This window comes from Sphingomonas sp. TX0543, from assembly GCF_048565505.1.
In the GTDB taxonomy this organism is placed as follows: Bacteria; Pseudomonadota; Alphaproteobacteria; order Sphingomonadales; family Sphingomonadaceae; genus Sphingomonas.
The window spans coordinates 175,501-195,557 of sequence record NZ_JBLZUS010000002.1 but is presented as its reverse complement, the minus strand read 5'-3'; the positions used below and the strand labels follow the sequence as shown (position 1 = coordinate 195,557).

Below are 20,057 nucleotides of genomic sequence, written 5' to 3'. Positions count from 1 at the left end.
AAGCTCCCATAGGAGACTGACATGAAGTTGTTCGGCTGGAAGCCCGGGCGCGAGGGGTCGCGCCCGGCGTTGTCGCGTGGCGGCACGTATTTCGACGAGGCGGCGCGCTGGCCGCAGGGATATGAGGCGCAGGTGCGCGCGGGCTATTGCGGCAACGCCGTGGCGCAGCGCGCGGTGCGACTGGTGGCGGAGAGCGTGGGCGGCGCGCCGCTCGACGGCTCGGCTCCGGCACTGGCGAGGCTGGTGAGCGCGCGCATCGGGGGCGAGCGGCTGCTCGGCGTGCTCGCGGCGCAGATGCTGCTCCACGGCAACGGCTTCGTGCAGGTGCTGCGCGATGCCCAAGGCGCGGTGGCGGAACTCTATCCGCTGCGGCCCGAGCGCGTGACGGTGGAGCTGGATGCGGGGGGCTGGCCGGCGGGCTATGTCTATCGCGTCGGCGGGCGGGCGACGCATCTTTCGGATGAGGAGGTGATCCATATCCGCAGCTTCAACCCCGTCGACGATCATTACGGGCTGGGATGCCTGGGCGCGGCATCCTCCGCGATCGCGATCCACAATGCGGCGGCGAGCTGGAACAAGGCGCTGCTGGACAATGCCGCGCGGCCTTCCGGCGCGCTCGTCTATGATCCCGGCGACGGATCGGCGATGAGCGCGGAGCAGTTCCGCCGCCTGAAGGAGGAAATGGAGGCCGGGTTCGCCGGCGCCGGCAATGCCGGGCGACCGATGTTGCTGGAGGGCGGGCTGAAGTGGCAGGCGCTGAGCCTGTCCCCCGCAGACATGGATTTCGTGGGGCTGAAGGCGGCCGCGGCGCGCGAGATCGCGCTGGCGTTCGGCGTGCCGCCGATGCTGCTCGGGCTGCCGGGCGACGCGACCTACGCCAATTACAAGGAAGCGAATCGCGCGCTGTGGCGGCTCACCGTGCTGCCGCTGGCGGACGCGGTGATCGGCGCGCTGCTGGCGGGAATCGAGCGCTGGTTTCCCGACGGCCGGCTCGAGATCGACCTCGATCGCGTGCCGGCGCTGGTGGAGGATCGCGAGCGGCTGTGGCGGATGATTACCGCGGCCGATTTCATCACGAACGACGAGAAGCGCCAGATGGTCGGGTGGTCGCAATGAGCGCGGGCATCCTGGCGCAACTGATCGCGCAGGGCACCGCCACCGGCGCGGACCTCGCCACGCTGCGCGCGATCGCGGAGGAAGCGGGCGAGCTGGGCGCGACGCGCGCGCTGACCCGGCTCGGCCTCGCCGACGACGAGGCGACGCGCGACGTGGCGGAGCTGCGCGCGCTGCTGACGGCATGGCGCGATGCCAAGCAGAGCGCGTGGAAGGCGTTCGCGGGCTGGGTGGCGGCGCTGCTGCTGGCGGTGCTCGCGGTGAAGCTGGGGTTCGGCCAATGGGTGAAGTGACGCGCATCCGGGGCTATGCCGCCGTCTATGACCGGGTGGACCGCGCGGGTGACGTGATCCGGCGCGGCGCATTCGGCGCGCCCGCGGTGGTGCCGCTGCTGATGCAGCATCGCGGGGCCCCGGTGGGCACGATCGCGACCATCGCCGAAGATGCGCGCGGCCTGTGGATCGAGGCGGCGGTGGCGCGGGAGGATGCCGCACGGCTGGTGCGCGCCGGCGCGCTGCCGGGCCTGTCGGTCGGCTATCGCGCGACCGCGACGCGGCAGGGGGCGTGGCGCGAGATACTGGCGGCGCAGCTCTTCGAGGTGAGCCTCGTCGCGCGGCCGGCGCAACCGGCGGCGCGCGTGGAGCTGATCCCCGGCGACTGACCGGGCGGATTTTCAACAGATCGGGCGGGGACGGTCCCCGTTCTTTTCGCCGGCCATGCGTGGCGGGCTTTGCGGAGGTGTGCATGGGTGAGATGGTGATGGCGCGGCCGGTGCTGGAAGGTGCGGCGGCGAAAGCGGGAAGCCGCGTGTTCGCAGGCTATGTGCGCAGCGGCGCGACGATGGAGATGAAGGCGTTCAGCGGCGTTTCCGGCGATAGCGGCGGCTATGCCGTGCCGCGTGAGATCGACGTGGTGATCGACGCGACGCTGAAGGCCGCCTCGCCGATCCGCGCGATCGCGAACGTGGTGGCGGTGGGATCGGCCGGGTATCGCAAGCTGGTGACGACCGGCGGCACGCCTTCGGGCTGGTCGGCGGAGAATGGCGCGCGGCCCGAAACCGCCAGCCCGAACTTCGTGGAGATCGCGCCGCCGATGGGCGAGCTTTATGCCAACCCCACCGCGACGCAGGCGATGCTCGACGATGCGCAGTTCGACGTGGAGGAATGGCTCGCCGGAGAGATCGCGACCGAATTCGCGAAGGCGGAGGGCGCGGCCTTCGTCAGCGGCAACGGCACGAATCGGCCCAAGGGCTTCCTCCAGTCCCCGACGGCCGCGACCGGCGACGGCGCGCGGGCGTTCGGCACGCTGCAATATCTGCCGGCGGGCGCGGCGGGGGATTTCTCCGCGAATCCGCAGGAGCGGCTCGTCGATCTCGTCCAGAGCCTGCGCGCGCCATATCGGCAGGGCGCGGTGTTCGTGATGAATGCCGCCACGCTGGCGCGCATCCGCAAGTTCAAGACGAGCGACGGCGCGTTCGTGTGGCAGCCGAGCCTGGCGCAGGGCCAGCCGGCGACGCTGCTCGGCTATCCGGTGATCGAGGCGGAGGACATGCCCGATATCGCCGCCAATTCGCTGTCCATCGCGTTCGGCAATTTCAAGGCGGGCTATCTGATCGCGGAACGCAGCGAAACGGCGATCCTGCGCGATCCGTACAGCAACAAGCCGTTCGTCAGCTTCTACGCGACGAAGCGGATCGGCGGATGCGTGTCGAACAGCGAGGCGATCAAGCTGATGAAGTTCGCCGCCGCCTGAGCCGGGGACGGGCCGGGTGACGCGCATGCGTCGCCCGGCAAGCGGCGTCGGATCAGGGAGAATGACATGGTGACGACAAGAACGACCGGCGCGATGCGCCGGGCCGGCCGATGAGCGCCGCCCCGGTTCCGGCCGCCGCGGCGCAGGCGGCGGTGGCGGCGGCGCGCGAATTCCTGCGCGATTCCGGCGTGGGCGAACAGGCCTTGCTGGAACAACTGGCGGCGAGCGCCATCCTGCTCGGCGAGGCATTCACCGGCACGTTGCTGATCCGCCGCGCGGTGGACGAGGTGCTGCCGGTGTCGGCGGACTGGCGGATGCTGGCGGAAGCGCCGGTGAACGCGATCGCGCAGATCACCGGCCTGCCGGAGGAAGGCGCGCCGTTCGCGCTGCCGACGGCGGGCCATGCGATCGATATCGATGGCGACGGCCGTGGCTGGATACGCGTGAGCGCGCCGGGCAATGCGCGGCGGATCGCGGTGAACTACACCGCCGGGGTGGCGACGGACTGGGCGGCCTTGCCCGCGCCGATCGCGCAGGGCGTGGTCGCGCTGATCGCGCACCTGTTCGAGGATCGCGGGCGCGCCACCCAGCCGCCGGCGGCGGTGGCGGCGCTGTGGCGGCCGTACCGGCGGCTGCGGCTGACGACGGAGCGACGGGCATGACGCGCGCCGGCGAGATCGCGGCGCGCATCGGCAAGGCGCGCGCGCTGGTGGTCGCGGCGCGGGTGGCGGCGGCGGCGGGCGCGGCGCTGCCGGGCGTGCGGGTGGCGCGCGAGGGCGCGACCGTGACGATCACCGGGCGCGGCGTGCTCTCCCGCCTGCGCTGGCCGGGAGGGCTGGGGCGATGAGCGGGCAACAGGCGGTGCAGGCGGCGGCGGTGACGGCGCTGCGCACGGCGCTGGGCGCGGTGGCGGTGTTCGATGCGCCGCCGGTGCGCGCGGCGCCGCGCTACGTGGTGGTCGATCCGCCGCTGCTGATCGACTGGAGCACGAAGGACTGGCGCGGACGCGAGGGGCGGCTGGTCGTCTCGGCATTCGATCGCGGCGAGCGGCCGGCGTGGCTGCGCGAAGTGGCGGGCACGATCGAGGAAGCGGTGGAGGCGATGCCGCCAGACATGGGCGATGGCTGGCGCTGCGTTTCGGCGCGCCTGGTGCGGAGCCGGATCGCGCGGGCGGGCGACGATCGCTGGGCCGCGACGAGCGAGTTCACGGTACGGATCTATCGGGAGAGTGTGTGATGGCGGTGGAGAAAGGGAGCGCGTTCCTGCTCAAGGTCGGCGACGGGGGCAGCCCGGTCGCGTGGCAGACGGTCGCGGGGATGCGCACGACGCAGATGAACATCAACGGCGACGCGGTGGTCGTTACCAACAAGGGCTCGGGCGGGTGGCGCGAGCTGCTGTCCGGCGCGGGGGTGCGCAGCGTCAGCGTGTCGGCGGCGGGGGTGTTCACCGGATCGGCGGCGGAGGCGCGGGTAAAGGCCAATGCGCTGGCCGGGCTGATCGACGATTATCGCCTGACGTTCGAGGGCGGGGAGACGATGACCGGCCGGTTCCTCGTGACGCGGCTGGACTATGCCGGCGATTTCAACGGCGAGCGATCGTACACGCTGAATCTGGAAAGCTCCGGCGCGGTGGTGGCGGCATGAGCGCGCCGGCAAATCCCGCGCGCGGCGAGGCGGCGATCCGTGTGGCGGGCGAGATGCTGGCGCTGCGCCCGAGCTTCGCGGCGCTGGTGGCGGCGGAGCAGGAACTGGGGCCGCTGTTCGCGCTGGTGGAGCGCGCCGTGGCGGGCAGGCTGACGCTGGGAGAGATCGTCGCGCTGTTCTGGCACTGCCTGCGCGGGCGGCCCGAGGGGCTGACCCGCGAGCGGCTGGGCGAGGCGGTGACGGCGGGCGGGCTGGCAGCGGCGACGCCGGTGCTGAAGCTGCTGCTCGGCCAGATCCTGGCGGGAAAATGACGTTCCGCGACAGCGCCGCCCGGCTCGCCGGGCTGGCGGGGGCGGCGTTCGGCTGGTCCCCGGATACATTCTGGCGCGCAACCCCGGCGGAGCTGGGCGTGCTGGTTGGCGCGATGACCGGCGAGGCGGCGGGCGGCGATCCGCCCGATGCCGGCGCGATCGCACGATTGAGGGAGATGTTTCCCGATGGATGAGGAAATCGAACGGCTGGTGGTGAGCGTGCGCGCCGACACCGCCGGCTTCGCGCGCGACGTGGGCGCGATGCGGGGCGAACTGGAAGGGCCGCTGGCGAGCGGCGCCGATCGCGCCGGGCGCGCGATCGAGAACACGCTGCTGCGCGCGGTGCGCAGCGGCAAGCTGGGTTTCGATGATCTCAAGACGGTGGCGATGTCCGCGATGACCGAGATCGCGTCTTCGGCGCTGCGCGCGGGCATCGGGCAGATCACCGGCGGGGCGGGGCTGCTCGGCGGCCTGACGAGCCTGCTGGGATTGCCCGGCCGCGCGACCGGCGGGCCGGTATCGCCCGCGCGCGCCTATTGGGTGGGCGAGCGCGGGCCGGAACTGTTCGTGCCGACGGCGAGCGGATCGATCGCGCCAGCGGCAACGGGCGGCGGCGGGCGCGACGTGCGGGTGGCGATCACGATCAACGCCGCCGCCGATACCGCGCCGGGCGTGCTCGCGCGGTCCAGCCGGCAGGTGGCGCGCGCGGTGCGCGCCGCGCTCGAGGGGGCGGGGGACTGATGGCGCACTGGCTCTGCCGCGAACGGCGGCATCAGACGACGGGCACGATATCGCGCTTCGATCCGCGTTTCTGGACGGTGAACTTCCCGCGCCCGATGATGGCGGCGGTGACGACCATCGCGCCGGATGCGCTGCGCGTCGATTGCGCCTTCTATCGCCAGAACGATCTCGCCGGGCTGATCTGGGACGCGGAGGACCGCCACGATCACCCATTGCTGAAATATGAGACGGCGCGCGATTTCCGCGCCTGCCGGCTGTCGTTCCGCTGGCGATCCGGCGGCGTCCGCGCGCTCGACGCGATCAACGGCCCGGTGCTGACGATCGAGGGGCGCGACGCGGCGGGGCAGGCGCGTTCCTGGTACGTGCGACTGTGGAACTACGCGCAGGGCGCGCCCGAGGACGCGCGCGTCACGATCGACTTCGCCGATCTGAAAGGCGGCTTCATGCTGCCTGCAGAGGCGGATCCGGTGTGGGCGGGCGACGTGGACCGGATGTTCTTCTCGCTCGTGCCGCCGGGCTATACCGAGGCGGATGCGCCGCTCGCCGCACCGGCCGAGGGCTGGGCCGAGATCAGCGAGATCCGCTGCGACGGCGCCGGCGCGGTGATCGCGATCGGCGAGGCGGTCGTACCCGAGCACCGGCTCGGCATCGCGAGCGGCTATGACGACAGCTATAATCTGACGCCCGCGCGGCTGCTGCGAAACGCGCTGTATCTCGGGTATCGCGGAGCGATCGTTCATTACGTCGGGATGAGCCATTATTTCCGGCTCTCGGGCGGCGTGGCGAGCCTTGGCGGCGGGGCGCTCAACGTGGCGTGCGCCGCGTGGCACCGCGATTTCGCGCGGCGGGCGAAGGAGCTTGGCTACGACCTGATCTGGTCGTTGAGCTACGAACTGTTCGACGCGCATTGCCCGGAGGCGTGGAAGCAGCGCGCGGCGGATGGCGCGCCCGCGCTGACCGGATGGTCGCCGCCGTCCACCCTCCTGTCGCCCACGCATGAGGGGGCGATGGCCTATCTGCGCGCGGTGGCGGCGGCGTTCGTGGCGATCGGCACGGCGGCAGGGCTGGCGGGGAAATTCCAGGTCGGCGAGCCGTGGTGGTGGACGATGCCGGACGGGCGGCCATGCCTCTACGATGCCAGCGCCGTTGCGGCGTTCGCGCCGGTGCCGATCGCATCGATCCGGGGCGCAAAGAGCGCGGCGGAGATCGCGACGCTGGACGCTGCCGGGGCGGCGCTGGCGACGTCCACGGCGGCGCTGTGCGCGGCGGCGCGGGAAGTGGCCGCGGGGTGCGAGACATATCTGCTCGCCTATCTGCCGACGGTGCTGGATGCCGCCGCGCCCCATGCGAAGCGCGCGAACCTGCCAACGGGCTGGGCCGCGCCGGCCTTCGACGTGCTCCAGCTTGAGGATTACGACTGGGTGACGGCGGGCGATACCGCGGCCTCGCGGGAAGGCGCGCAAGCGGCGCTCACGCGGCTGGGCTATCCGCCCGAACGGCAGGAATATCTCGCTGGCTTCGTGCTGAAGACGGAGGATGCCGCGCAATGGCGGCTGATCGACGCGGCCGCCGATGCGGCGCTGCGGCGCGGCGCGCGGCGCGCGTATCTCTGGGCGCTGCCGCAGGTGATGCGCGACGGCCTGGTGCACTGGGATGAGGAGGATGATGTGACCGCGTTCGATGACGTGCTGTTCCCGCTCGCGCTGGGCCGCGAGGCGGAAGTGGCGCCGGAATTCTCCACCACGATCGTGACGAGCGCGGGCGGTAGCGAGACCCGCAACGTGGCGTGGGAGCAGGCGCGCACGCGCTACGATGTCGGGCCGGGGGTGAGAAGCGAGGCGGACATTCGCGTGCTGCTCGATTTCTTCCGCGCACGCGGCGGATCGGCGCGCGGCTTCCGCCTGCGCGATCCGTTCGACGCGGCGGCGGGCGACGAGGCGATCGGGACCGGGGACGGCGTTACGCGGCGGTTCGCGCTGGTGAAGCATTATGGCGCCACGGTGCGACGGATAACGCGGCCGGTCGCGGGGAGCGTATCGGTCAGGGTCGGTGGGGTGGCGACGGCGGCGTTCGCGCTGGAGGGCGGGGATATCGTGCTGGATGCGGCGCCGGCCGAGGGCGTTGCGATCACCGCCTCCTTCGCGTTCGACGTGCCGGTGCGTTTCGCGGAGGACCGGCTGAGCGTGACGCGCTCGACGTTTCTTGCGGGCGCCGCGCCGTCGGTGCCGCTGATCGAGATCCGGGAGGCGTGAGATGGACCGGGTGACGCATCTTGCGATCTGCTGGCGGATCGAGCGGCGCGACGGCGTGGCGATCGGGCTGACCGATCACGATCGCGACCTGGAGATCGACGGCATGGCCTATCGCGCGGCGCCGGGCATGACCCCGTCGGCGATCGTGCGCGGAGACGGCCTCGATCCCGCGACGATGGACGCGAAGGGTTCGCTTTCCAGCGCGGCGATCACCGAGCGTGACCTGATCGCGGGCCGCTGGGACGGCGCGCGCGTGGCGATCTTCGCGGTCGATCGGGTGGCACGAGGCGATGCGGTGCCGCTCGGCGAAGGGACGATCGGGGCGGTGGAGCTGGGTGGCGAGGCGTTCACCGCCGAGTTGCGCGGGGCAGCCGCGGCGCTCGATCGCCCCGCGACGGAGGCGACCTCGCCCGATTGCCGCGCCGCGCTGGGCGACCGGCGCTGCCGCGTGGCGATGGCGGGGCGGCGGCGGTTCGCACGGGTGACCGCCGCGAGCGACGAAATGCTGACGCTCGATCGGGCGGAGCCGGTGGCCGATGCCTATGGCGGGGGGCTGCTGCGCTGGTTCGGCGGGGCGAACAGCGGGTTCGAAAGCGCTGTGACCGCCTCGTCGGGCTCGACGGTGACGCTGCGCAGCCTGCCGCCGTTCGCGGTGGAAGCGGGGGCGCTGATCGAGGTGAGCGAGGGATGCGACAAGACGCTCGCCACCTGCGCGGGGCGGTTCGGCAACGCGGTGAACTTTCGCGGCGAGCCGTATCTGCCGGGGATCGACCTGCTGACGCGCTATCCGGGCGGATGACGCGCGCGGACCGCGTCGTCGCGGCGGCGCGAGCGACGGTCGGCGCGCGGTTCCGGCCGCACGGGCGCGATCCGGCGCTGGGGCTGGATTGCGTCGGCGTGGCGGGCTGGGCGCTGCGGGCCGGCGGCTACCGAGGGCAGGTGCCGGCCGGCTATGCGTTGCGATCCGGCCCGGCGGCTCTGGAAGACGCGATGCTTGCCGGGCTGGCGACCTGCCCGGGCGATGCGCCGGGCGATCTGCTGCTGTGTTGCGCCGATGGCGGGCTGCATCTCGCCATCGTCACCGACGCGGGCCTTGTTCACGCTGATGCGGGCCTGCGCCGTGTGGTCGAGCGACCGGGTGCACCGCCGTGGCCGGTGATCGGCGCGTGGCGATTGGAAGGGGAAGAAGATGGCGACTTTGGTGCTGACGGCGGTGGGCACAGTGATCGGCGGGCCGATCGGCGGCGCGATAGGCGCGCTGATCGGGCAGACGGTCGATCGGACCGTCCTGTTCAAGCCGAAGGGACGCGAGGGCCCGCGGCTGACCGAACTGGCGGTACAGACGTCGAGCTACGGCACGCAGATTCCGAAGATGTTCGGCACGATGCGGGTCGCGGGATCGGTCATCTGGGCGACTGACCTGGTGGAACATCGCGCCACCAGCGGCGGGGGGAAGGGGCGGCCGAGCGTTACAACCTATAGCTACACGGCCTCGTTCGCGGTGGCGCTGTCGGCGCGGCAGATCCTGGGCGTGCGGCGAATCTGGGCTGACGGCAAGCTGCTGCGCGGCGCGGCGGGGGACTGGAAATCCGCGACGCGCTTCCGGCTCCATCCCGGCGCGGAAGACCAGCCGGCCGATCCGCTGATCGCGAGCGCGGAGGGGAGCGCGCTGACTCCGGCGCATCGCGGCATCGCCTATGCGGTGTTCGAGGATATGGCGCTGGAGGATTTCGGGAACCGCATCCCCTCGCTAACCTTCGAGGTGCAGGCGGATGCCGGGCCGGTGACGATCGGCGGAATCGCGGCGGCGATGAGCGATGGCGTGGTGCGGGACGCGGGGGCCGCGACCGTTATCGACGGCTTCTCCGGCTATGGCGATACGGCGCGGGCAGTGGTGGAAACGCTCGGGCGGATCGGTGGCTGCCGCTTTGCGCAGGTCGGCGCGGCGACCGAGATGCGCGGGCCGGGTTCCGGGCCGGTGCTGATGATCGCCGATGACGGCGTGAAGCGATCGACGCGCGCCCGTTCGATCCGGCCGATCGAGGCGGTGCCGCAATCGGTTTCCGTCGCGCATTATGATCCCGATCGCGACTATCAGACCGGGATCCAGCGCGCGACGCGGCCCGGCGCGGGCAACCGGCACGACACCATCGATGCTCCCGTCGCGATCGGCGCGGGGGCGGCGAAGGCGATTGCGACGGCGACACTCGCCCGCGCTGAAACGGAACGTGTGGGGCGCACGGTTTCGACCGACACCTGTGCGATCGGGATCGCGCCGGGCGACCGCGTGACGATCCGGGGCGAGAGCGGGCGGTGGCGGTGACGGGCACGTCGCTGGAGGGGATGGCGACGACGCTCGAACTGGTCGCGGAGCGCGCGGCGACGCTTCCGGCGCGCGCGTCGCCCGGGCGATCGGTCGGCGCGCCGGACATGGTGGCGGGTGCTACGATCCTGCACGCTTTCGAATTGCCTGCGCTCGACGAGGCGCTGCTGACGGAACCGCGTATCCTGATCGCCGCGGCCGGAACCGGCCCGGGGTGGCGCCGGGCAGGATTGCGATACAGCCTGGACGCGGGGGCAAGCTGGATAGCGATCGGCGGCACGGCGTTGCCGGCGACGCTTGGCACGACGGTTGGCGCGGTGCCGGCCGGGCCAGTGGCGCTGATCGACCAGCGCAACGAGATCATCGTCGATCTGGCGCATGAGGATATGTCGCTGGGCGATGCGGGCGCGGGTGCGCTGGATCTTGGCGCGAATCTGGCGCTGATCGGCGACGAACTGATTCAGTTCGCGGCGGCGACACAGATCGCGCCGCGACGATGGCTGCTTCGCGGATTGTGGCGCGGGCGCCGCGGAACGGGCGCTGTTGCACATACGCCGGGCGAGCGCTTCGTGCTGATCGAGCAGGATGCCGTCGCCGCCGTTTCGGTAGCCGCATCGGTGGGGCGGACGCTCCGCGTTGCGGCCGATGCTGTCGCGGACTCGGCCGAGGCGGAGGTGCTGCTTACCGGGGCCTCGATCCTGCCGCCGTCGCCGGTGCGCATCGAGGCCGTCTCGCAGGTGGACGGCAGCGCGCTGGTGCGATGGCGGCGGCGCGGGCGCAGCGGCTGGCGCTGGCGTGACGGCGCGGAAACGCCGCTGGGCGAGGAGCGCGAACAATATCGCGTCACGATCGCGCCGGCGACGCTGCCGACCCGGACGATGACGGTAGAGGTCGCCGCGGCTTTGGTGTCCGCCGCCGAGCGCGCGGCCGGGCCGGTGTCGATCTCTGTCGCGCAGATCGGCACGAATGGCATCTCCCCCGCGGCGATCTTCAGTTTCTAAACGGAGAGAATGATGAGCGACGAACGATCGCCACGTCTCGCGCTGCCATTGTTGCAGCCGGGCCAGGCGCAGAAGGAAAACGATCACAACGAGGCTCTGGCGCTGCTCGACATCGCAACGCAGGCGTCTGTGCTTGCGGTGGCGGTGAACGCGCCGCCGGCCGATCCGGTGCCGGGCGACTGCTGGATCGTCGGCCCCTCTCCGGTGGGAGCGTGGGCAGAACACGCCGCTGCACTGGCGGCGTGGACGAGCGGCGGATGGCGGTTCCTTACACCGCAGCCGGGAATGACGGTGTGGAGCGTACCGGACAGTCTGCCCGTCCGATACGAGGCGGGCGGCTGGCGCAGCGGGGATATTCGCGGCGCGCGGCTGATGATCGAAGGCAAGCAGGTGATCGGGCCGCAGGCGGCCGCCATTCCCGATCCGACGGGCGGCGTGGTGATCGATGCACAGGCGCGCGACGCGCTGAACACGATTCTGGCAACTCTCAGGGAACACGGGATAATCGAGGTATAATTGTTGCCTTTATGCAACAACGCCCGGTTTTTGCGCGCTTGCGTGGAAACCTTCTCTTGGGTAGTGAGTTTGCGTTGTCCGTAGTGACACCATTGAGAAGGGGATTATGATGCGGAAGCTTGCCGTTGTAGTGGCACTTGCCTCCACCGCACTTGCCTCGCCGGCGCTTGCGCGCGACAAGGCGTGGTATGTTGGGGCTGATTTCGGCGGGATGCTCGTCGAAGACATCAATTATAACATCGCCAGCGCGACGCCTGCGCTGAACGGAACGTCCACCGTCAACCATCATTACGGTTGGGACGCTGACGGCGTGATCGGTTACGACTTCGGCGGCTTCCGCCTCGAGGCCGAAGTCGGTTACCGGACGGCCAACGTGGACAGCTATCAGGCTTCTGCCGGTATTCCTTATGCGGGTGGCACGCTCGCAGCCGGAACCTACAATGGCGCCGGTGGCCGCTCGACCGCACTCAGCTTCATGCTGAACGGCCTTCTGGACTTCGGCCCGGATGATGGCCTGCAGGGCTTCGTCGGCGGTGGTGCCGGTGTCGCTCGCGTGAAGAGCCGGATCGACCTGGGCACCGCAGGGTCGCCGCTGGACGATTCCGACACCGTTTTCGCATGGCAGGCTCTGGCCGGCGTTCGCGCGCCGCTGACCGACCATGTCGATGTCTCGCTGAAGTATCGCTTCTTCAACGCTGACAAGGTGAAGCTGAACGACCTCGCGGGTTCGGCTTACGACGGGCGGTTCCGGTCGCACAGCATCCTGGGCGGTCTGACCTACAACTTCGGTGAGCCGGCTGCACCGCCGCCGCCGCCGCCGCCGCCGCCGCCTCCCCCGCCGCCTCCCCCGCCGCCGCCGCCGCCGCCTGAAGTGGTGTGCTCGCCGGGTCCGTTCATCGTGTTCTTCGAGTGGGACAAGTCGGACGTTACCCCAGAGGCAGCGTCGATCCTCGACAACGCGGTCACGCAGTACCAGAGCTGCGGCAACGCGCAGGTTATGGTCGCGGGCTTCACCGACACCTCGGGTTCGGCGAAGTACAACATGGGCCTCTCGCAGCGTCGTGCAGATGCGGTGAAGGCTTACCTGACGTCGAAGTCGATCCCGGATGGGGTGATCGCGACGCAGGCATTCGGCAAGACGCACCTGCGCGTGCAGACCGCCGATGGGGTCCGCGAAGTGCAGAACCGTCGCGTGGAAATCACCTACGGCCCGGGTTCGGGTCAGTAAGGTCTTTCACAAGACAGAGAAAATCGGGAGGTCGGCATTGCCGGCCTCCCTTTTTTTGTGTGCGGCTGGACAGGAACACGGCCGGCGGGATCTAGCCGTTTACAGTTGATTGCACAGGCGCGACCGGGATCACGCGCTTGCGGGGGTATTGCCGCCAACGCCAAGCTGTCGCCATGATCTGCTTTGACCGCATCGTTTCATCGTATCGCGGCAATCGGCTGCCAAGCGGACGACGTTGCCAACCGGGCTGATGATGTGCGGTTAGAGGTGGTGTTTGCCGGTGAAGACTTTAGAGCCGCGTCGGCAACACGCCTGATGAAGGGAGTTCAGATGCGTATCACGATGATCGGCTCAGGCTATGTCGGATTGGTATCCGGCGCCTGCTTCGCCGATTTCGGCCACAGCGTCACCTGTGTCGACAAGGCTGCGGAGAAGATCGAATCCCTGCTCGCGGGCCGGATGCCTATCTACGAGCCCGGGCTCGACCAACTCGTGGCGGCCAACGTCGCGGCCGGCCGGCTCGCTTTCACGACCGACCTTGCGGCAGGGGTCGCGGGAGCTGATGCTGTCTTCATCGCGGTCGGCACGCCATCGCGTCGCGGTGATGGCCATGCGGATCTGAGCTACGTCTATGCCGCGGCCGAGGAGATTGCCCGCGCGGCGACCGGGCCGTTGGTGGTGGTAAACAAGTCAACCGTGCCGGTGGGCACGGGTGACCGGGTCGAGCATATCCTGCGTGAAACGCGCCCGGACGGCGATTTCACCGTGGTTTCAAACCCGGAATTCCTGCGTGAAGGCGCCGCGATCGGTGATTTCAAACGCCCGGACCGTATCGTGCTAGGCACCGATGACGAACGCGCCAAGGCGGTGATGCGCGAAGTGTATCGCCCGCTGTATCTGGGTGAAAGCCCGATACTCTTCACCGGGCGGCGAACAGCCGAACTCACCAAATACGCCGCCAACGCGTTTCTCGCCACGAAGATCACCTTCATCAACGAAATGGCCGACCTGTGCGAAGCAGTCGGCGCGAACGTGCAGGACGTGGCGCGCGGGATTGGGCTGGACAACCGGATCGGGCGCAAGTTCCTTCACGCCGGCCCAGGTTATGGCGGCTCTTGCTTCCCGAAAGATACGCTGGCGCTGCTCAAGACAGCGGAAGATTTCGAAAGCCCGGTGCGGATCGTCGAGGCAGTCGTTCAGGTGAATGACACGCGCAAGCGCGCAATGGGGCGCAAGGTGCTAGCGGCGCTTGGCGGGGAACCGCGCGGCAAAACGGTCGCGGTGCTCGGCCTGACATTCAAACCGAATACCGATGATATGCGGGACGCGCCGTCGATCGCGATCGTGCAAAGCCTCATTGATGCCGGCGTCAATGTCCGTGCGTTCGACCCGGAGGGCGAAGAAACCGCGAAGGCAGTGATGCCGAACATCACCTATTGCAGAGATGCATATGACGCGGCCGAGGGCGCGGATGCGGTGGCAATCGTTACCGAATGGGATGTATTCCGCGCGCTTGATCTCAAGCGGCTTGCCACAATGATGGCGGGCGCGGCGCTTGTCGATCTGCGCAATATCTATGATCGCGACGAGGCCGAGCGGGCGGGCTTCGCTTATACGGCGGTCGGACGATAGCAATGGCGCCGCCGATCGCGGGATTATTGGAAACGTCGCTCTATGTTTCCGATATGGTGCGATCGGCAGCGTTCTTCCGGGATACGCTCGGGCTGCGTATCATGATCGAGAGCGCGCGGCTAACGGCGTTCGATGCTGGGCGCGGCGGGGTGCTGCTGCTGTTCCCGTGCGGCGGCGCGACGCGCGACGTCACAACCGAAAGCGGCACGATTCCCGGCCATGACGGCGATGGGCCACTGCATATGGCGTTTGCGATTCCGGCCGATGCACTCGATCGGTGGAGGGCGCATCTTTCGGATCATCGCGTTGTAATGCGTGGCGAGATGCGCTGGCCACGTGGCGGCACCAGCGTCTATTTTGAAGACCCGGATGGTCACGTGCTCGAGCTGGCGACGCCCGGGCTGTGGCCTAATGACGAGGATCGGCGGTCAAGCGATCGCGGATGACAGCCACTCGGGAACCAGCGCGTCGCCCAGTGCCTCGACGCGGCGATGCTCGACCATCAGCCCGAGCGCGGGATAGCGGATCCGCGTCCGCTCGCTTGCGTCGCCGAGCGGGGCGACGATCAGGCGGCGGTTGACCTTGGCGCGATGATGCATGCGCGCCGTGTTTTCCTGCCCGACATAGCATCCCTTGGCAAAGCTGACGCCGTTCAACTCGCGCGCGTTGCATTCCAGCCATAGTGTCGTACCGTCGCCTAATTCGGCAACGCCTTCCGTCACGCCGCAGGAAAGGCGGTGCGCGAGCCAGCCCTCCGCCGGCGCGCCCGGCGCGGCAATCCAGCGATTGCCCAGCGCAGCCAGGCGGGGATCGGCCGTGCCTTCATTGCTGGACGCGCTCCAATGCACCGCAAGTGTCTCATCGCGGGTGATCGAGATCGCCCGGCGCAGGCGATAGACCGTCAGCCGGCGTGCCAACGCGTCCGCCTGCGTCGCCTCGCAATCGATCAGCAGATCGGCGCCGTCCTCCCAGATGATGAAATCGAACAACGCCTTTCCCTGCGGGGTCAGCAGCGCCGCCCAGACGGGGAGCGCGCCCGACACGTCATTCGTCACCAGCCCTTGCAGGAAATCACGCGCATTCTCGCCGGAAATGCGGATCACGGCGCGGTCTGGCAGCATCGTCGGGGTGGTATCGCTCATGCCGCCCAGTTAGGGATGCGCGACACGCGACGAAAGGGCTGAACGATGGCAACCTTTGATCTCCTGCTGGCGAACGGGATCGTTCATACGCCCGGCGGCCCGATCGCGGCGAATGTCGGCGTGCGGGACGGGAAGATCGCCGCGATCGGCGCGAGCGGCGATGCCGGCCGAACGATCGACTGCACCGGGCTCGATATCCTGCCCGGCGTCATAGACACACAGGTGCATTTCCGCGAGCCGGGGCTGGAGCACAAGGAAGACCTCGCCAGCGGCAGCGTCGCGGCGGTGATGGGCGGCGTGACCGGCGTGTTCGAGATGCCCAACACCAAGCCCAATACCGACAGCGCCGCAGCGATCGCGGACAAGCTCGCCCGCGCCAAGGGGCGGATGTGGTGCGACCACGCTTTCTATGTCGGCGCGACCAACCATAACGCGCGAGACCTGGCGGAACTCGAACGGCTGCCGGGGACCGCGGGCGTGAAGATCTTCATGGGCGCCTCGACCGGCGATCTGCTGGTGAGTGAGGACGCGCGGCTCGCGGAAGTGCTGGCGTCCGGCCATCGCCGCGTCGCGATCCACGCCGAGGACGAAGACCGCATGAACGCGCGCGCCGATGAGCGCATCGCGGGCGATCCTTCCAGCCATCCGGTATGGCGTGATGACGAAAGCGCGATCCTTGCCACGCGCCGCATCCTGAAGCTGGCGCGGGCGGCGCGGCGGCGCATCCATGTGCTCCACGTCACGACGCCCGCCGAGCTTGAGCTGCTTTCGCAGCACAAGGATATCGCCTCGTGCGAGGTGACGCCCCAGCATCTCACGCTCGCGGGGGAGGAGGCCTATCCGCGCCTCGGCACGCTGGCGCAGATGAACCCGCCGATCCGATCGGGCGCGCATCGCGACGGGTTGTGGCACTGGCTGAACCAGGGCGTCCCGGATGTGATCGGTTCGGATCACGCCCCGCACACACTGGAGGAAAAATCCACGCCCTACCCCGGATCGCCCAGCGGCATGCCGGGCGTGCAGACGTTGTTGCCGCTGCTCCTCGATCATGCAGTGCACGGACGGCTAACCCTACAGCGTGTGATCGAGCTGACCAGCGCGGGCGCGCAGCGTATCTTCGGCATCGAGGGCAAGGGGCGAATCGCGGCCGGCTATGACGCCGATTTCACCATCGTCGATCTGAAAAAGCGCTGGTCGGTTGAGGAGAACTGGTTGGCCTCACGCTGCGGCTGGTCGCCGTTCACCGGGATGCAGCTTACCGGCAAGGCGATCGGCACGATCATCCGCGGGACGGTGGCGATGTGGGAAGACAGCCTCGGGGAAGGCCCGCAAGGCACGCCGATCCGCTTTGAGTCGGTCGATTTCAGCTAAGTCATTCTGTCCTACATGAACCAATTGGGTTAAATGGCTTGCCGTTTTCCGATATGAGGGACGGCAAATGGATATCGACGAACTGATCGATGAGGTGATCGGTCGCGAGGGCGGCTATGCGAATCATCCGGCGGATCGTGGCGGCGCCACCCGCTGGGGCATCACCGAGCGGGTCGCGCGCGCGAACGGCTATTCCGGCGACATGCGCGCGCTATCGCGATCTGTGGCCGCGGCCATCTACCGGCGGCTTTACTGGCAACACCCGGGTTATGATCGCGTGGCACGCCGAATGCCGCAGGTTGCGGCCGAAATGTTCGACACCGGGGTCAACATGGGGACCAAGGTGGCCACTGGCTTTCTGCAGCGGGCGCTCAATGCGCTCAATCGTGGCGCAAGCGACTATCCGGATATCGCGGTCGACGGGGTGATCGGCCCACGCACGCTGGCGGCGCTGGATGGGTTCGTCACGCGGCGCGGCGCGGCGGGGGAAAAGGTGCTCATGAAGGCGCTCGAGGCGCTGCAGGGCGCGCGCTACATGGCGCTGGCGGAAAGCCGCCCGGCCAATGAAGCGTTCCTTTACGGCTGGCTCGCCAATCGGCTCGGTTGAGGTTCGGGAGAGACATTATGGCATTGCTCGATGGGATTATCGCGCCGGTGGCTGGCCTGCTCGACCGGCTGATCCCGGATCCGAAAATGCGCGAAGCGGCCAAGCTGGAACTGCTGCGGCTCGACGGAACACAGGAGCTGGAACGGATCAAGACACAGATGACCGCGGTGCTGGCAGAGGCGAATTCCGCCGATCCGTGGACCAGCCGCGCTCGCCCCAGCTTCCTCTATGTGATGTACGCGCTGCTGCTGTGGTCGATCCCGATGGGATTGATCGCAGCGATCCGGCCGAGCTGGGCGACCGCGATCGGGCAGGGGATGAATGCCTATCTCAGCGGCATACCCGAACCGCTCTATGCTTTGTTCGGCACCGGGTATCTGGGCTATACGGTGGCGCGCGAATGGGGGAAGGCAAAGGGGCGCTGAGCATTCGCGGCCGTGATCGCGTGTGGTTCGCGGGCGTTAGCCTCCCCATCGACCACGCCTGACCGGCGAGGAGATTGCAGCCTTCCGGCCGCCGCACCATATGCGGGCCCATGAGCAACGAAAGCAGCATGCCCGTGTGGCATGGCACGACGATCCTGTCGATCCGACGCGGCGGCAAGGTGGTGGTGGCCGGGGACGGCCAGGTATCGATGGGCAATACGGTGATGAAGCCAAACGCGCGCAAGGTTCGCACCTTGGGCGCGGACGGCAAGGTGATCGCGGGGTTCGCCGGCGCCACCGCGGATGCCTTCACTCTGTTCGAGCGGCTGGAGGCCAAGCTGGAACGGCATCAGGGCCATCTGATGCGTGCCGCCGTGGAACTGGCGAAGGACTGGCGCACCGACAAATACCTTCGAAATCTCGAAGCGATGATGATCGTCGCCGACAAGGATGCGACGCTGATCCTGACCGGAAACGGCGACGTGCTGGAGCCTGAGGAAGGCATTGCTGCGATCGGATCTGGCGGCAACTATGCGCTGGCCGCGGCGCGCGCTCTGGTGGAATATGAGCAGGACGCGGAAACCGCCGCGCGCAAGGCGATGAAGATCGCCGCCGAGCTGTGCGTGTTCACCAACGATCGGCTGGTCGTCGAAACGCTCGGCAGCGCCGCCTGATTTCTCCCGATTCACGAAAGATGACCATGAACGACAATCTCACCCCGAAGGCGATCGTCGCCGCGCTTGACGCGCATATTATCGGCCAGCGCGATGCGAAGCGCGCGGTGGCCGTCGCGCTGCGCAACCGCTGGCGTCGGCAGAAGCTGAGCCCGGACCTGCGCGACGAGGTGACGCCCAAGAACATCCTGATGATCGGCCCCACCGGCTGCGGCAAGACCGAGATCAGCCGCCGCCTCGCGAAGCTCGCGGATGCCCCGTTCGTGAAGGTCGAGGCGACCAAGTTCACCGAGGTCGGCTATGTCGGGCGCGATGTGGAACAGATCGCGCGCGATCTCGTCGAGGAAGCGGTCCGGCTGGAAAAGGAGCGCCGCCGCAACGCTGTCAAGGACAAGGCGGAGGAAGCCGCGATGGCGCGTCTGCTCGACGCGCTGGTCGGCAAGGATGCGAGCCAGGCGACGCGCGAAAGCTTCCGTCAGCGCTTCCGCGACGGACACCTCGAGAGCACCGAGATCGAGCTGGAACTGCAACAGGCGCCGCAGATGCCGTTCGAGCTGCCCGGCGGCGGATCGGTCGGCATGATCAATCTGTCCGAGATGATGGGTAAAGCGTTCGGCGGCGGGCAGGCGAAGCGCCGCAAGCTGCTGGTGCCGGCGGCGTGGGAAAAGCTGGTCGAGGAAGAGGCGGACAAGCGGCTCGATCAGGACGAGGTGAGCCGCGTCGCGCTGGCGGATGCGGAGGCGAACGGCATCGTCTTCCTTGACGAGATCGACAAGATCGCGGTGAGCGACGTGCGGGGCGGGAGTGTCAGCCGGGAGGGCGTGCAGCGCGATCTGTTGCCGCTGATCGAGGGGACCACCGTGTCCACCAAATACGGCCCCATGAAGACGGACCATATCCTCTTCATCGCCTCCGGCGCGTTTCACGTCGCCAAGCCGAGCGATCTGCTGCCCGAGCTTCAGGGGCGGCTGCCGATTCGCGTGGAGCTCAAGGGGCTGACCGAGGAGGATTTCGTGGCGATCCTTTCCGACACCAAGGCATCGCTGCCGGCGCAGTATCGCGCCTTGCTCGGCACCGAAGGGGTCACGATCGACTTCACGCCGGACGGTATTCGCGCGGTGGCGAAGATTGCCGCCGAAGTGAACGGCGAGATCGAGAATATCGGTGCGCGGCGGCTCCAGACGGTCATGGAAAAACTGCTGGAGGAAGTGAGCTTCGACGCGGAGGATCGCGGCGGCGGCACGCTGACGATCGACGCAGCCTATGTGGAAAAGCAACTCTCCAGCGTTGCGCGGAATACCGATCTCAGCCGGTTCGTGCTGTAAC

General features: G+C 68.7%; 24 protein-coding genes and 1 pseudogene. 23 read left to right on the top strand and 2 right to left on the bottom strand.

Translation table 11 applies throughout. The features are described from left to right. Window positions 1-21: 21 nt before the first annotated feature. The 13 genes from ACM61V_RS01400 (at window position 22) to ACM61V_RS01340 (ending at window position 8,611) form a co-directional block, all read left to right on the top strand. The gene (locus ACM61V_RS01400) at window positions 22-1,116 is read left to right on the top strand and encodes a phage portal protein (protein WP_137785309.1); all 1,095 of its coding nucleotides are present in this window, start codon (window positions 22-24) and stop codon (window positions 1,114-1,116) included. After that, window positions 1,113-1,406, top strand: a complete 294-nt coding sequence (locus tag ACM61V_RS01395) for a DUF6127 family protein (protein ID WP_137785308.1) — start codon at window positions 1,113-1,115, stop codon at window positions 1,404-1,406. The genes ACM61V_RS01400 and ACM61V_RS01395 overlap by 4 nt, the downstream gene beginning before the upstream one ends. Beyond that, window positions 1,394-1,774, top strand: a complete 381-nt coding sequence (locus ACM61V_RS01390; protein WP_137785307.1) for an HK97 family phage prohead protease — start codon at window positions 1,394-1,396, stop codon at window positions 1,772-1,774. Before ACM61V_RS01395 ends, ACM61V_RS01390 begins: the two co-directional genes overlap by 13 nt. An 83-nt stretch (window positions 1,775-1,857) precedes the next feature. Beyond that, window positions 1,858-2,865 (top strand): phage major capsid protein, encoded by a 1,008-nt coding sequence (locus ACM61V_RS01385; protein WP_137785306.1) that lies wholly within the window; start codon window positions 1,858-1,860, stop codon window positions 2,863-2,865. 110 nt (window positions 2,866-2,975) lie between these two features. Continuing rightward, entirely contained in the window at window positions 2,976-3,527 is a 552-nt protein-coding gene (locus ACM61V_RS01380; RefSeq protein WP_137785305.1) for a head-tail connector protein, read from the top strand. After that, entirely contained in the window at window positions 3,524-3,712 is a 189-nt protein-coding gene (locus ACM61V_RS01375; RefSeq protein ID WP_137785304.1) for a hypothetical protein, read from the top strand. Before ACM61V_RS01380 ends, ACM61V_RS01375 begins: the two co-directional genes overlap by 4 nt. Beyond that, window positions 3,709-4,101: a DUF3168 domain-containing protein gene (locus tag ACM61V_RS01370; RefSeq protein WP_137785303.1), complete on the top strand. Its 393-nt coding sequence runs from the start codon at window positions 3,709-3,711 to the stop codon at window positions 4,099-4,101. The genes ACM61V_RS01375 and ACM61V_RS01370 overlap by 4 nt, the downstream gene beginning before the upstream one ends. Continuing rightward, window positions 4,101-4,508 (top strand): phage tail tube protein, encoded by a 408-nt coding sequence (locus ACM61V_RS01365; protein ID WP_137785302.1) that lies wholly within the window; start codon window positions 4,101-4,103, stop codon window positions 4,506-4,508. The genes ACM61V_RS01370 and ACM61V_RS01365 overlap by 1 nt, the downstream gene beginning before the upstream one ends. Beyond that, window positions 4,505-4,819 (top strand): gene transfer agent family protein, encoded by a 315-nt coding sequence (locus ACM61V_RS01360; RefSeq protein WP_419713755.1) that lies wholly within the window; start codon window positions 4,505-4,507, stop codon window positions 4,817-4,819. Before ACM61V_RS01365 ends, ACM61V_RS01360 begins: the two co-directional genes overlap by 4 nt. Further along, complete coding sequence (locus tag ACM61V_RS01355) at window positions 4,816-5,013, top strand: phage tail assembly chaperone (protein WP_137785300.1); 198 nt, start codon at window positions 4,816-4,818, stop codon at window positions 5,011-5,013. The genes ACM61V_RS01360 and ACM61V_RS01355 overlap by 4 nt, the downstream gene beginning before the upstream one ends. Then, window positions 5,006-5,560, top strand: a complete 555-nt coding sequence (locus ACM61V_RS01350) for a tail tape measure protein (RefSeq protein WP_137785299.1) — start codon at window positions 5,006-5,008, stop codon at window positions 5,558-5,560. The genes ACM61V_RS01355 and ACM61V_RS01350 overlap by 8 nt, the downstream gene beginning before the upstream one ends. Then, window positions 5,560-7,812, top strand: a complete 2,253-nt coding sequence (locus tag ACM61V_RS01345) for a DUF2460 domain-containing protein (protein WP_419713754.1) — start codon at window positions 5,560-5,562, stop codon at window positions 7,810-7,812. Before ACM61V_RS01350 ends, ACM61V_RS01345 begins: the two co-directional genes overlap by 1 nt. A gap of 1 nt (window position 7,813) precedes the next feature. Further along, window positions 7,814-8,611, top strand: coding sequence for a DUF2163 domain-containing protein (locus tag ACM61V_RS01340; RefSeq protein WP_137785297.1), 798 nt, complete (start codon window positions 7,814-7,816; stop codon window positions 8,609-8,611). On the opposite strand, the gene ACM61V_RS01335 is transcribed toward ACM61V_RS01340, so the two are convergent. Next, window positions 8,596-8,913, bottom strand: a complete 318-nt coding sequence (locus ACM61V_RS01335) for a hypothetical protein (protein WP_171007461.1) — start codon at window positions 8,911-8,913, stop codon at window positions 8,596-8,598. The two genes, ACM61V_RS01340 and ACM61V_RS01335, sit on opposite strands and share 16 nt — an antisense overlap. 88 nt (window positions 8,914-9,001) lie before the next feature. Between ACM61V_RS01335 and ACM61V_RS01330 the strand changes: the two are divergent. From ACM61V_RS01330 to ACM61V_RS01310, 5 genes and pseudogenes are all read left to right on the top strand, one after another. Beyond that, window positions 9,002-11,136: pseudogene (locus ACM61V_RS01330) on the top strand (phage tail protein). A 12-nt stretch (window positions 11,137-11,148) separates the two neighbouring features. After that, complete coding sequence (locus ACM61V_RS01325; protein ID WP_137785296.1) at window positions 11,149-11,652, top strand: DUF2793 domain-containing protein; 504 nt, start codon at window positions 11,149-11,151, stop codon at window positions 11,650-11,652. A gap of 109 nt (window positions 11,653-11,761) precedes the next feature. Beyond that, window positions 11,762-12,880: an OmpA family protein gene (locus ACM61V_RS01320; protein ID WP_137785295.1), complete on the top strand. Its 1,119-nt coding sequence runs from the start codon at window positions 11,762-11,764 to the stop codon at window positions 12,878-12,880. A gap of 330 nt (window positions 12,881-13,210) precedes the next feature. Next, complete coding sequence (locus ACM61V_RS01315; RefSeq protein ID WP_137785294.1) at window positions 13,211-14,512, top strand: UDP-glucose dehydrogenase family protein; 1,302 nt, start codon at window positions 13,211-13,213, stop codon at window positions 14,510-14,512. Window positions 14,513-14,514: 2 nt separating this feature from the next. Further along, a complete protein-coding gene (locus tag ACM61V_RS01310; RefSeq protein ID WP_419713753.1) occupies window positions 14,515-14,958 on the top strand; it encodes a VOC family protein in 444 nt (147 codons plus the stop codon). On the opposite strand, the gene ACM61V_RS01305 is transcribed toward ACM61V_RS01310, so the two are convergent. Next, window positions 14,941-15,654, bottom strand: a complete 714-nt coding sequence (locus tag ACM61V_RS01305) for a YgfZ/GcvT domain-containing protein (protein WP_137785292.1) — start codon at window positions 15,652-15,654, stop codon at window positions 14,941-14,943. The genes ACM61V_RS01310 and ACM61V_RS01305 overlap by 18 nt on opposite strands. Before the next feature lie 45 nt (window positions 15,655-15,699). Between ACM61V_RS01305 and ACM61V_RS01300 the strand changes: the two genes are divergently transcribed. The 5 genes from ACM61V_RS01300 to hslU all read left to right on the top strand — a co-directional run bounded on the left by ACM61V_RS01300 (window position 15,700) and on the right by hslU (window position 20,056). Further along, a complete protein-coding gene (locus tag ACM61V_RS01300) occupies window positions 15,700-17,025 on the top strand; it encodes a dihydroorotase (protein ID WP_137785291.1) in 1,326 nt (441 codons plus the stop codon). A 67-nt stretch (window positions 17,026-17,092) separates the two neighbouring features. After that, window positions 17,093-17,632, top strand: coding sequence for a glycoside hydrolase family 108 protein (locus ACM61V_RS01295; RefSeq protein ID WP_137785290.1), 540 nt, complete (start codon window positions 17,093-17,095; stop codon window positions 17,630-17,632). 17 nt (window positions 17,633-17,649) lie between these two features. After that, a complete protein-coding gene (locus ACM61V_RS01290) occupies window positions 17,650-18,057 on the top strand; it encodes a holin family protein (RefSeq protein ID WP_137785289.1) in 408 nt (135 codons plus the stop codon). Window positions 18,058-18,185: 128 nt separating this feature from the next. Then, a complete protein-coding gene (hslV, locus tag ACM61V_RS01285) occupies window positions 18,186-18,731 on the top strand; it encodes an ATP-dependent protease subunit HslV (RefSeq protein ID WP_137785557.1) in 546 nt (181 codons plus the stop codon). Window positions 18,732-18,757: 26 nt separating this feature from the next. Then, complete coding sequence (hslU, locus tag ACM61V_RS01280; RefSeq protein ID WP_137785288.1) at window positions 18,758-20,056, top strand: ATP-dependent protease ATPase subunit HslU; 1,299 nt, start codon at window positions 18,758-18,760, stop codon at window positions 20,054-20,056. The last annotated feature ends 1 nt before the right edge of the window (window position 20,057 follow it).

What these genes read in the sequence shown, in the direction of transcription:
- ACM61V_RS01360 (WP_419713755.1), top strand. Translation starts at nt 4,505, where the DNA reads ATGAGCGCGCCGGCAAATCCCGCGCGCGGCGAGGCGGCGATCCGTGTG.
- ACM61V_RS01305 (WP_137785292.1), bottom strand. Translation starts at nt 15,654, where the DNA reads ATGAGCGATACCACCCCGACGATGCTGCCAGACCGCGCCGTGATCCGC.
- ACM61V_RS01390 (WP_137785307.1), top strand. Translation starts at nt 1,394, where the DNA reads ATGGGTGAAGTGACGCGCATCCGGGGCTATGCCGCCGTCTATGACCGG.
- ACM61V_RS01345 (WP_419713754.1), top strand. Translation starts at nt 5,560, where the DNA reads ATGGCGCACTGGCTCTGCCGCGAACGGCGGCATCAGACGACGGGCACG.
- ACM61V_RS01320 (WP_137785295.1), top strand. Translation starts at nt 11,762, where the DNA reads ATGCGGAAGCTTGCCGTTGTAGTGGCACTTGCCTCCACCGCACTTGCC.
- ACM61V_RS01290 (WP_137785289.1), top strand. Translation starts at nt 17,650, where the DNA reads ATGGCATTGCTCGATGGGATTATCGCGCCGGTGGCTGGCCTGCTCGAC.
- hslU (WP_137785288.1), top strand. Translation starts at nt 18,758, where the DNA reads ATGAACGACAATCTCACCCCGAAGGCGATCGTCGCCGCGCTTGACGCG.
- ACM61V_RS01340 (WP_137785297.1), top strand. Translation starts at nt 7,814, where the DNA reads ATGGACCGGGTGACGCATCTTGCGATCTGCTGGCGGATCGAGCGGCGC.
- ACM61V_RS01380 (WP_137785305.1), top strand. Translation starts at nt 2,976, where the DNA reads ATGAGCGCCGCCCCGGTTCCGGCCGCCGCGGCGCAGGCGGCGGTGGCG.
- ACM61V_RS01295 (WP_137785290.1), top strand. Translation starts at nt 17,093, where the DNA reads ATGGATATCGACGAACTGATCGATGAGGTGATCGGTCGCGAGGGCGGC.
- ACM61V_RS01355 (WP_137785300.1), top strand. Translation starts at nt 4,816, where the DNA reads ATGACGTTCCGCGACAGCGCCGCCCGGCTCGCCGGGCTGGCGGGGGCG.
- ACM61V_RS01375 (WP_137785304.1), top strand. Translation starts at nt 3,524, where the DNA reads ATGACGCGCGCCGGCGAGATCGCGGCGCGCATCGGCAAGGCGCGCGCG.
- ACM61V_RS01400 (WP_137785309.1), top strand. Translation starts at nt 22, where the DNA reads ATGAAGTTGTTCGGCTGGAAGCCCGGGCGCGAGGGGTCGCGCCCGGCG.
- ACM61V_RS01300 (WP_137785291.1), top strand. Translation starts at nt 15,700, where the DNA reads ATGGCAACCTTTGATCTCCTGCTGGCGAACGGGATCGTTCATACGCCC.
- ACM61V_RS01365 (WP_137785302.1), top strand. Translation starts at nt 4,101, where the DNA reads ATGGCGGTGGAGAAAGGGAGCGCGTTCCTGCTCAAGGTCGGCGACGGG.
- ACM61V_RS01315 (WP_137785294.1), top strand. Translation starts at nt 13,211, where the DNA reads ATGCGTATCACGATGATCGGCTCAGGCTATGTCGGATTGGTATCCGGC.
- hslV (WP_137785557.1), top strand. Translation starts at nt 18,186, where the DNA reads ATGCCCGTGTGGCATGGCACGACGATCCTGTCGATCCGACGCGGCGGC.
- ACM61V_RS01395 (WP_137785308.1), top strand. Translation starts at nt 1,113, where the DNA reads ATGAGCGCGGGCATCCTGGCGCAACTGATCGCGCAGGGCACCGCCACC.
- ACM61V_RS01350 (WP_137785299.1), top strand. Translation starts at nt 5,006, where the DNA reads ATGGATGAGGAAATCGAACGGCTGGTGGTGAGCGTGCGCGCCGACACC.
- ACM61V_RS01385 (WP_137785306.1), top strand. Translation starts at nt 1,858, where the DNA reads ATGGGTGAGATGGTGATGGCGCGGCCGGTGCTGGAAGGTGCGGCGGCG.
- ACM61V_RS01325 (WP_137785296.1), top strand. Translation starts at nt 11,149, where the DNA reads ATGAGCGACGAACGATCGCCACGTCTCGCGCTGCCATTGTTGCAGCCG.
- ACM61V_RS01310 (WP_419713753.1), top strand. Translation starts at nt 14,515, where the DNA reads ATGGCGCCGCCGATCGCGGGATTATTGGAAACGTCGCTCTATGTTTCC.
- ACM61V_RS01370 (WP_137785303.1), top strand. Translation starts at nt 3,709, where the DNA reads ATGAGCGGGCAACAGGCGGTGCAGGCGGCGGCGGTGACGGCGCTGCGC.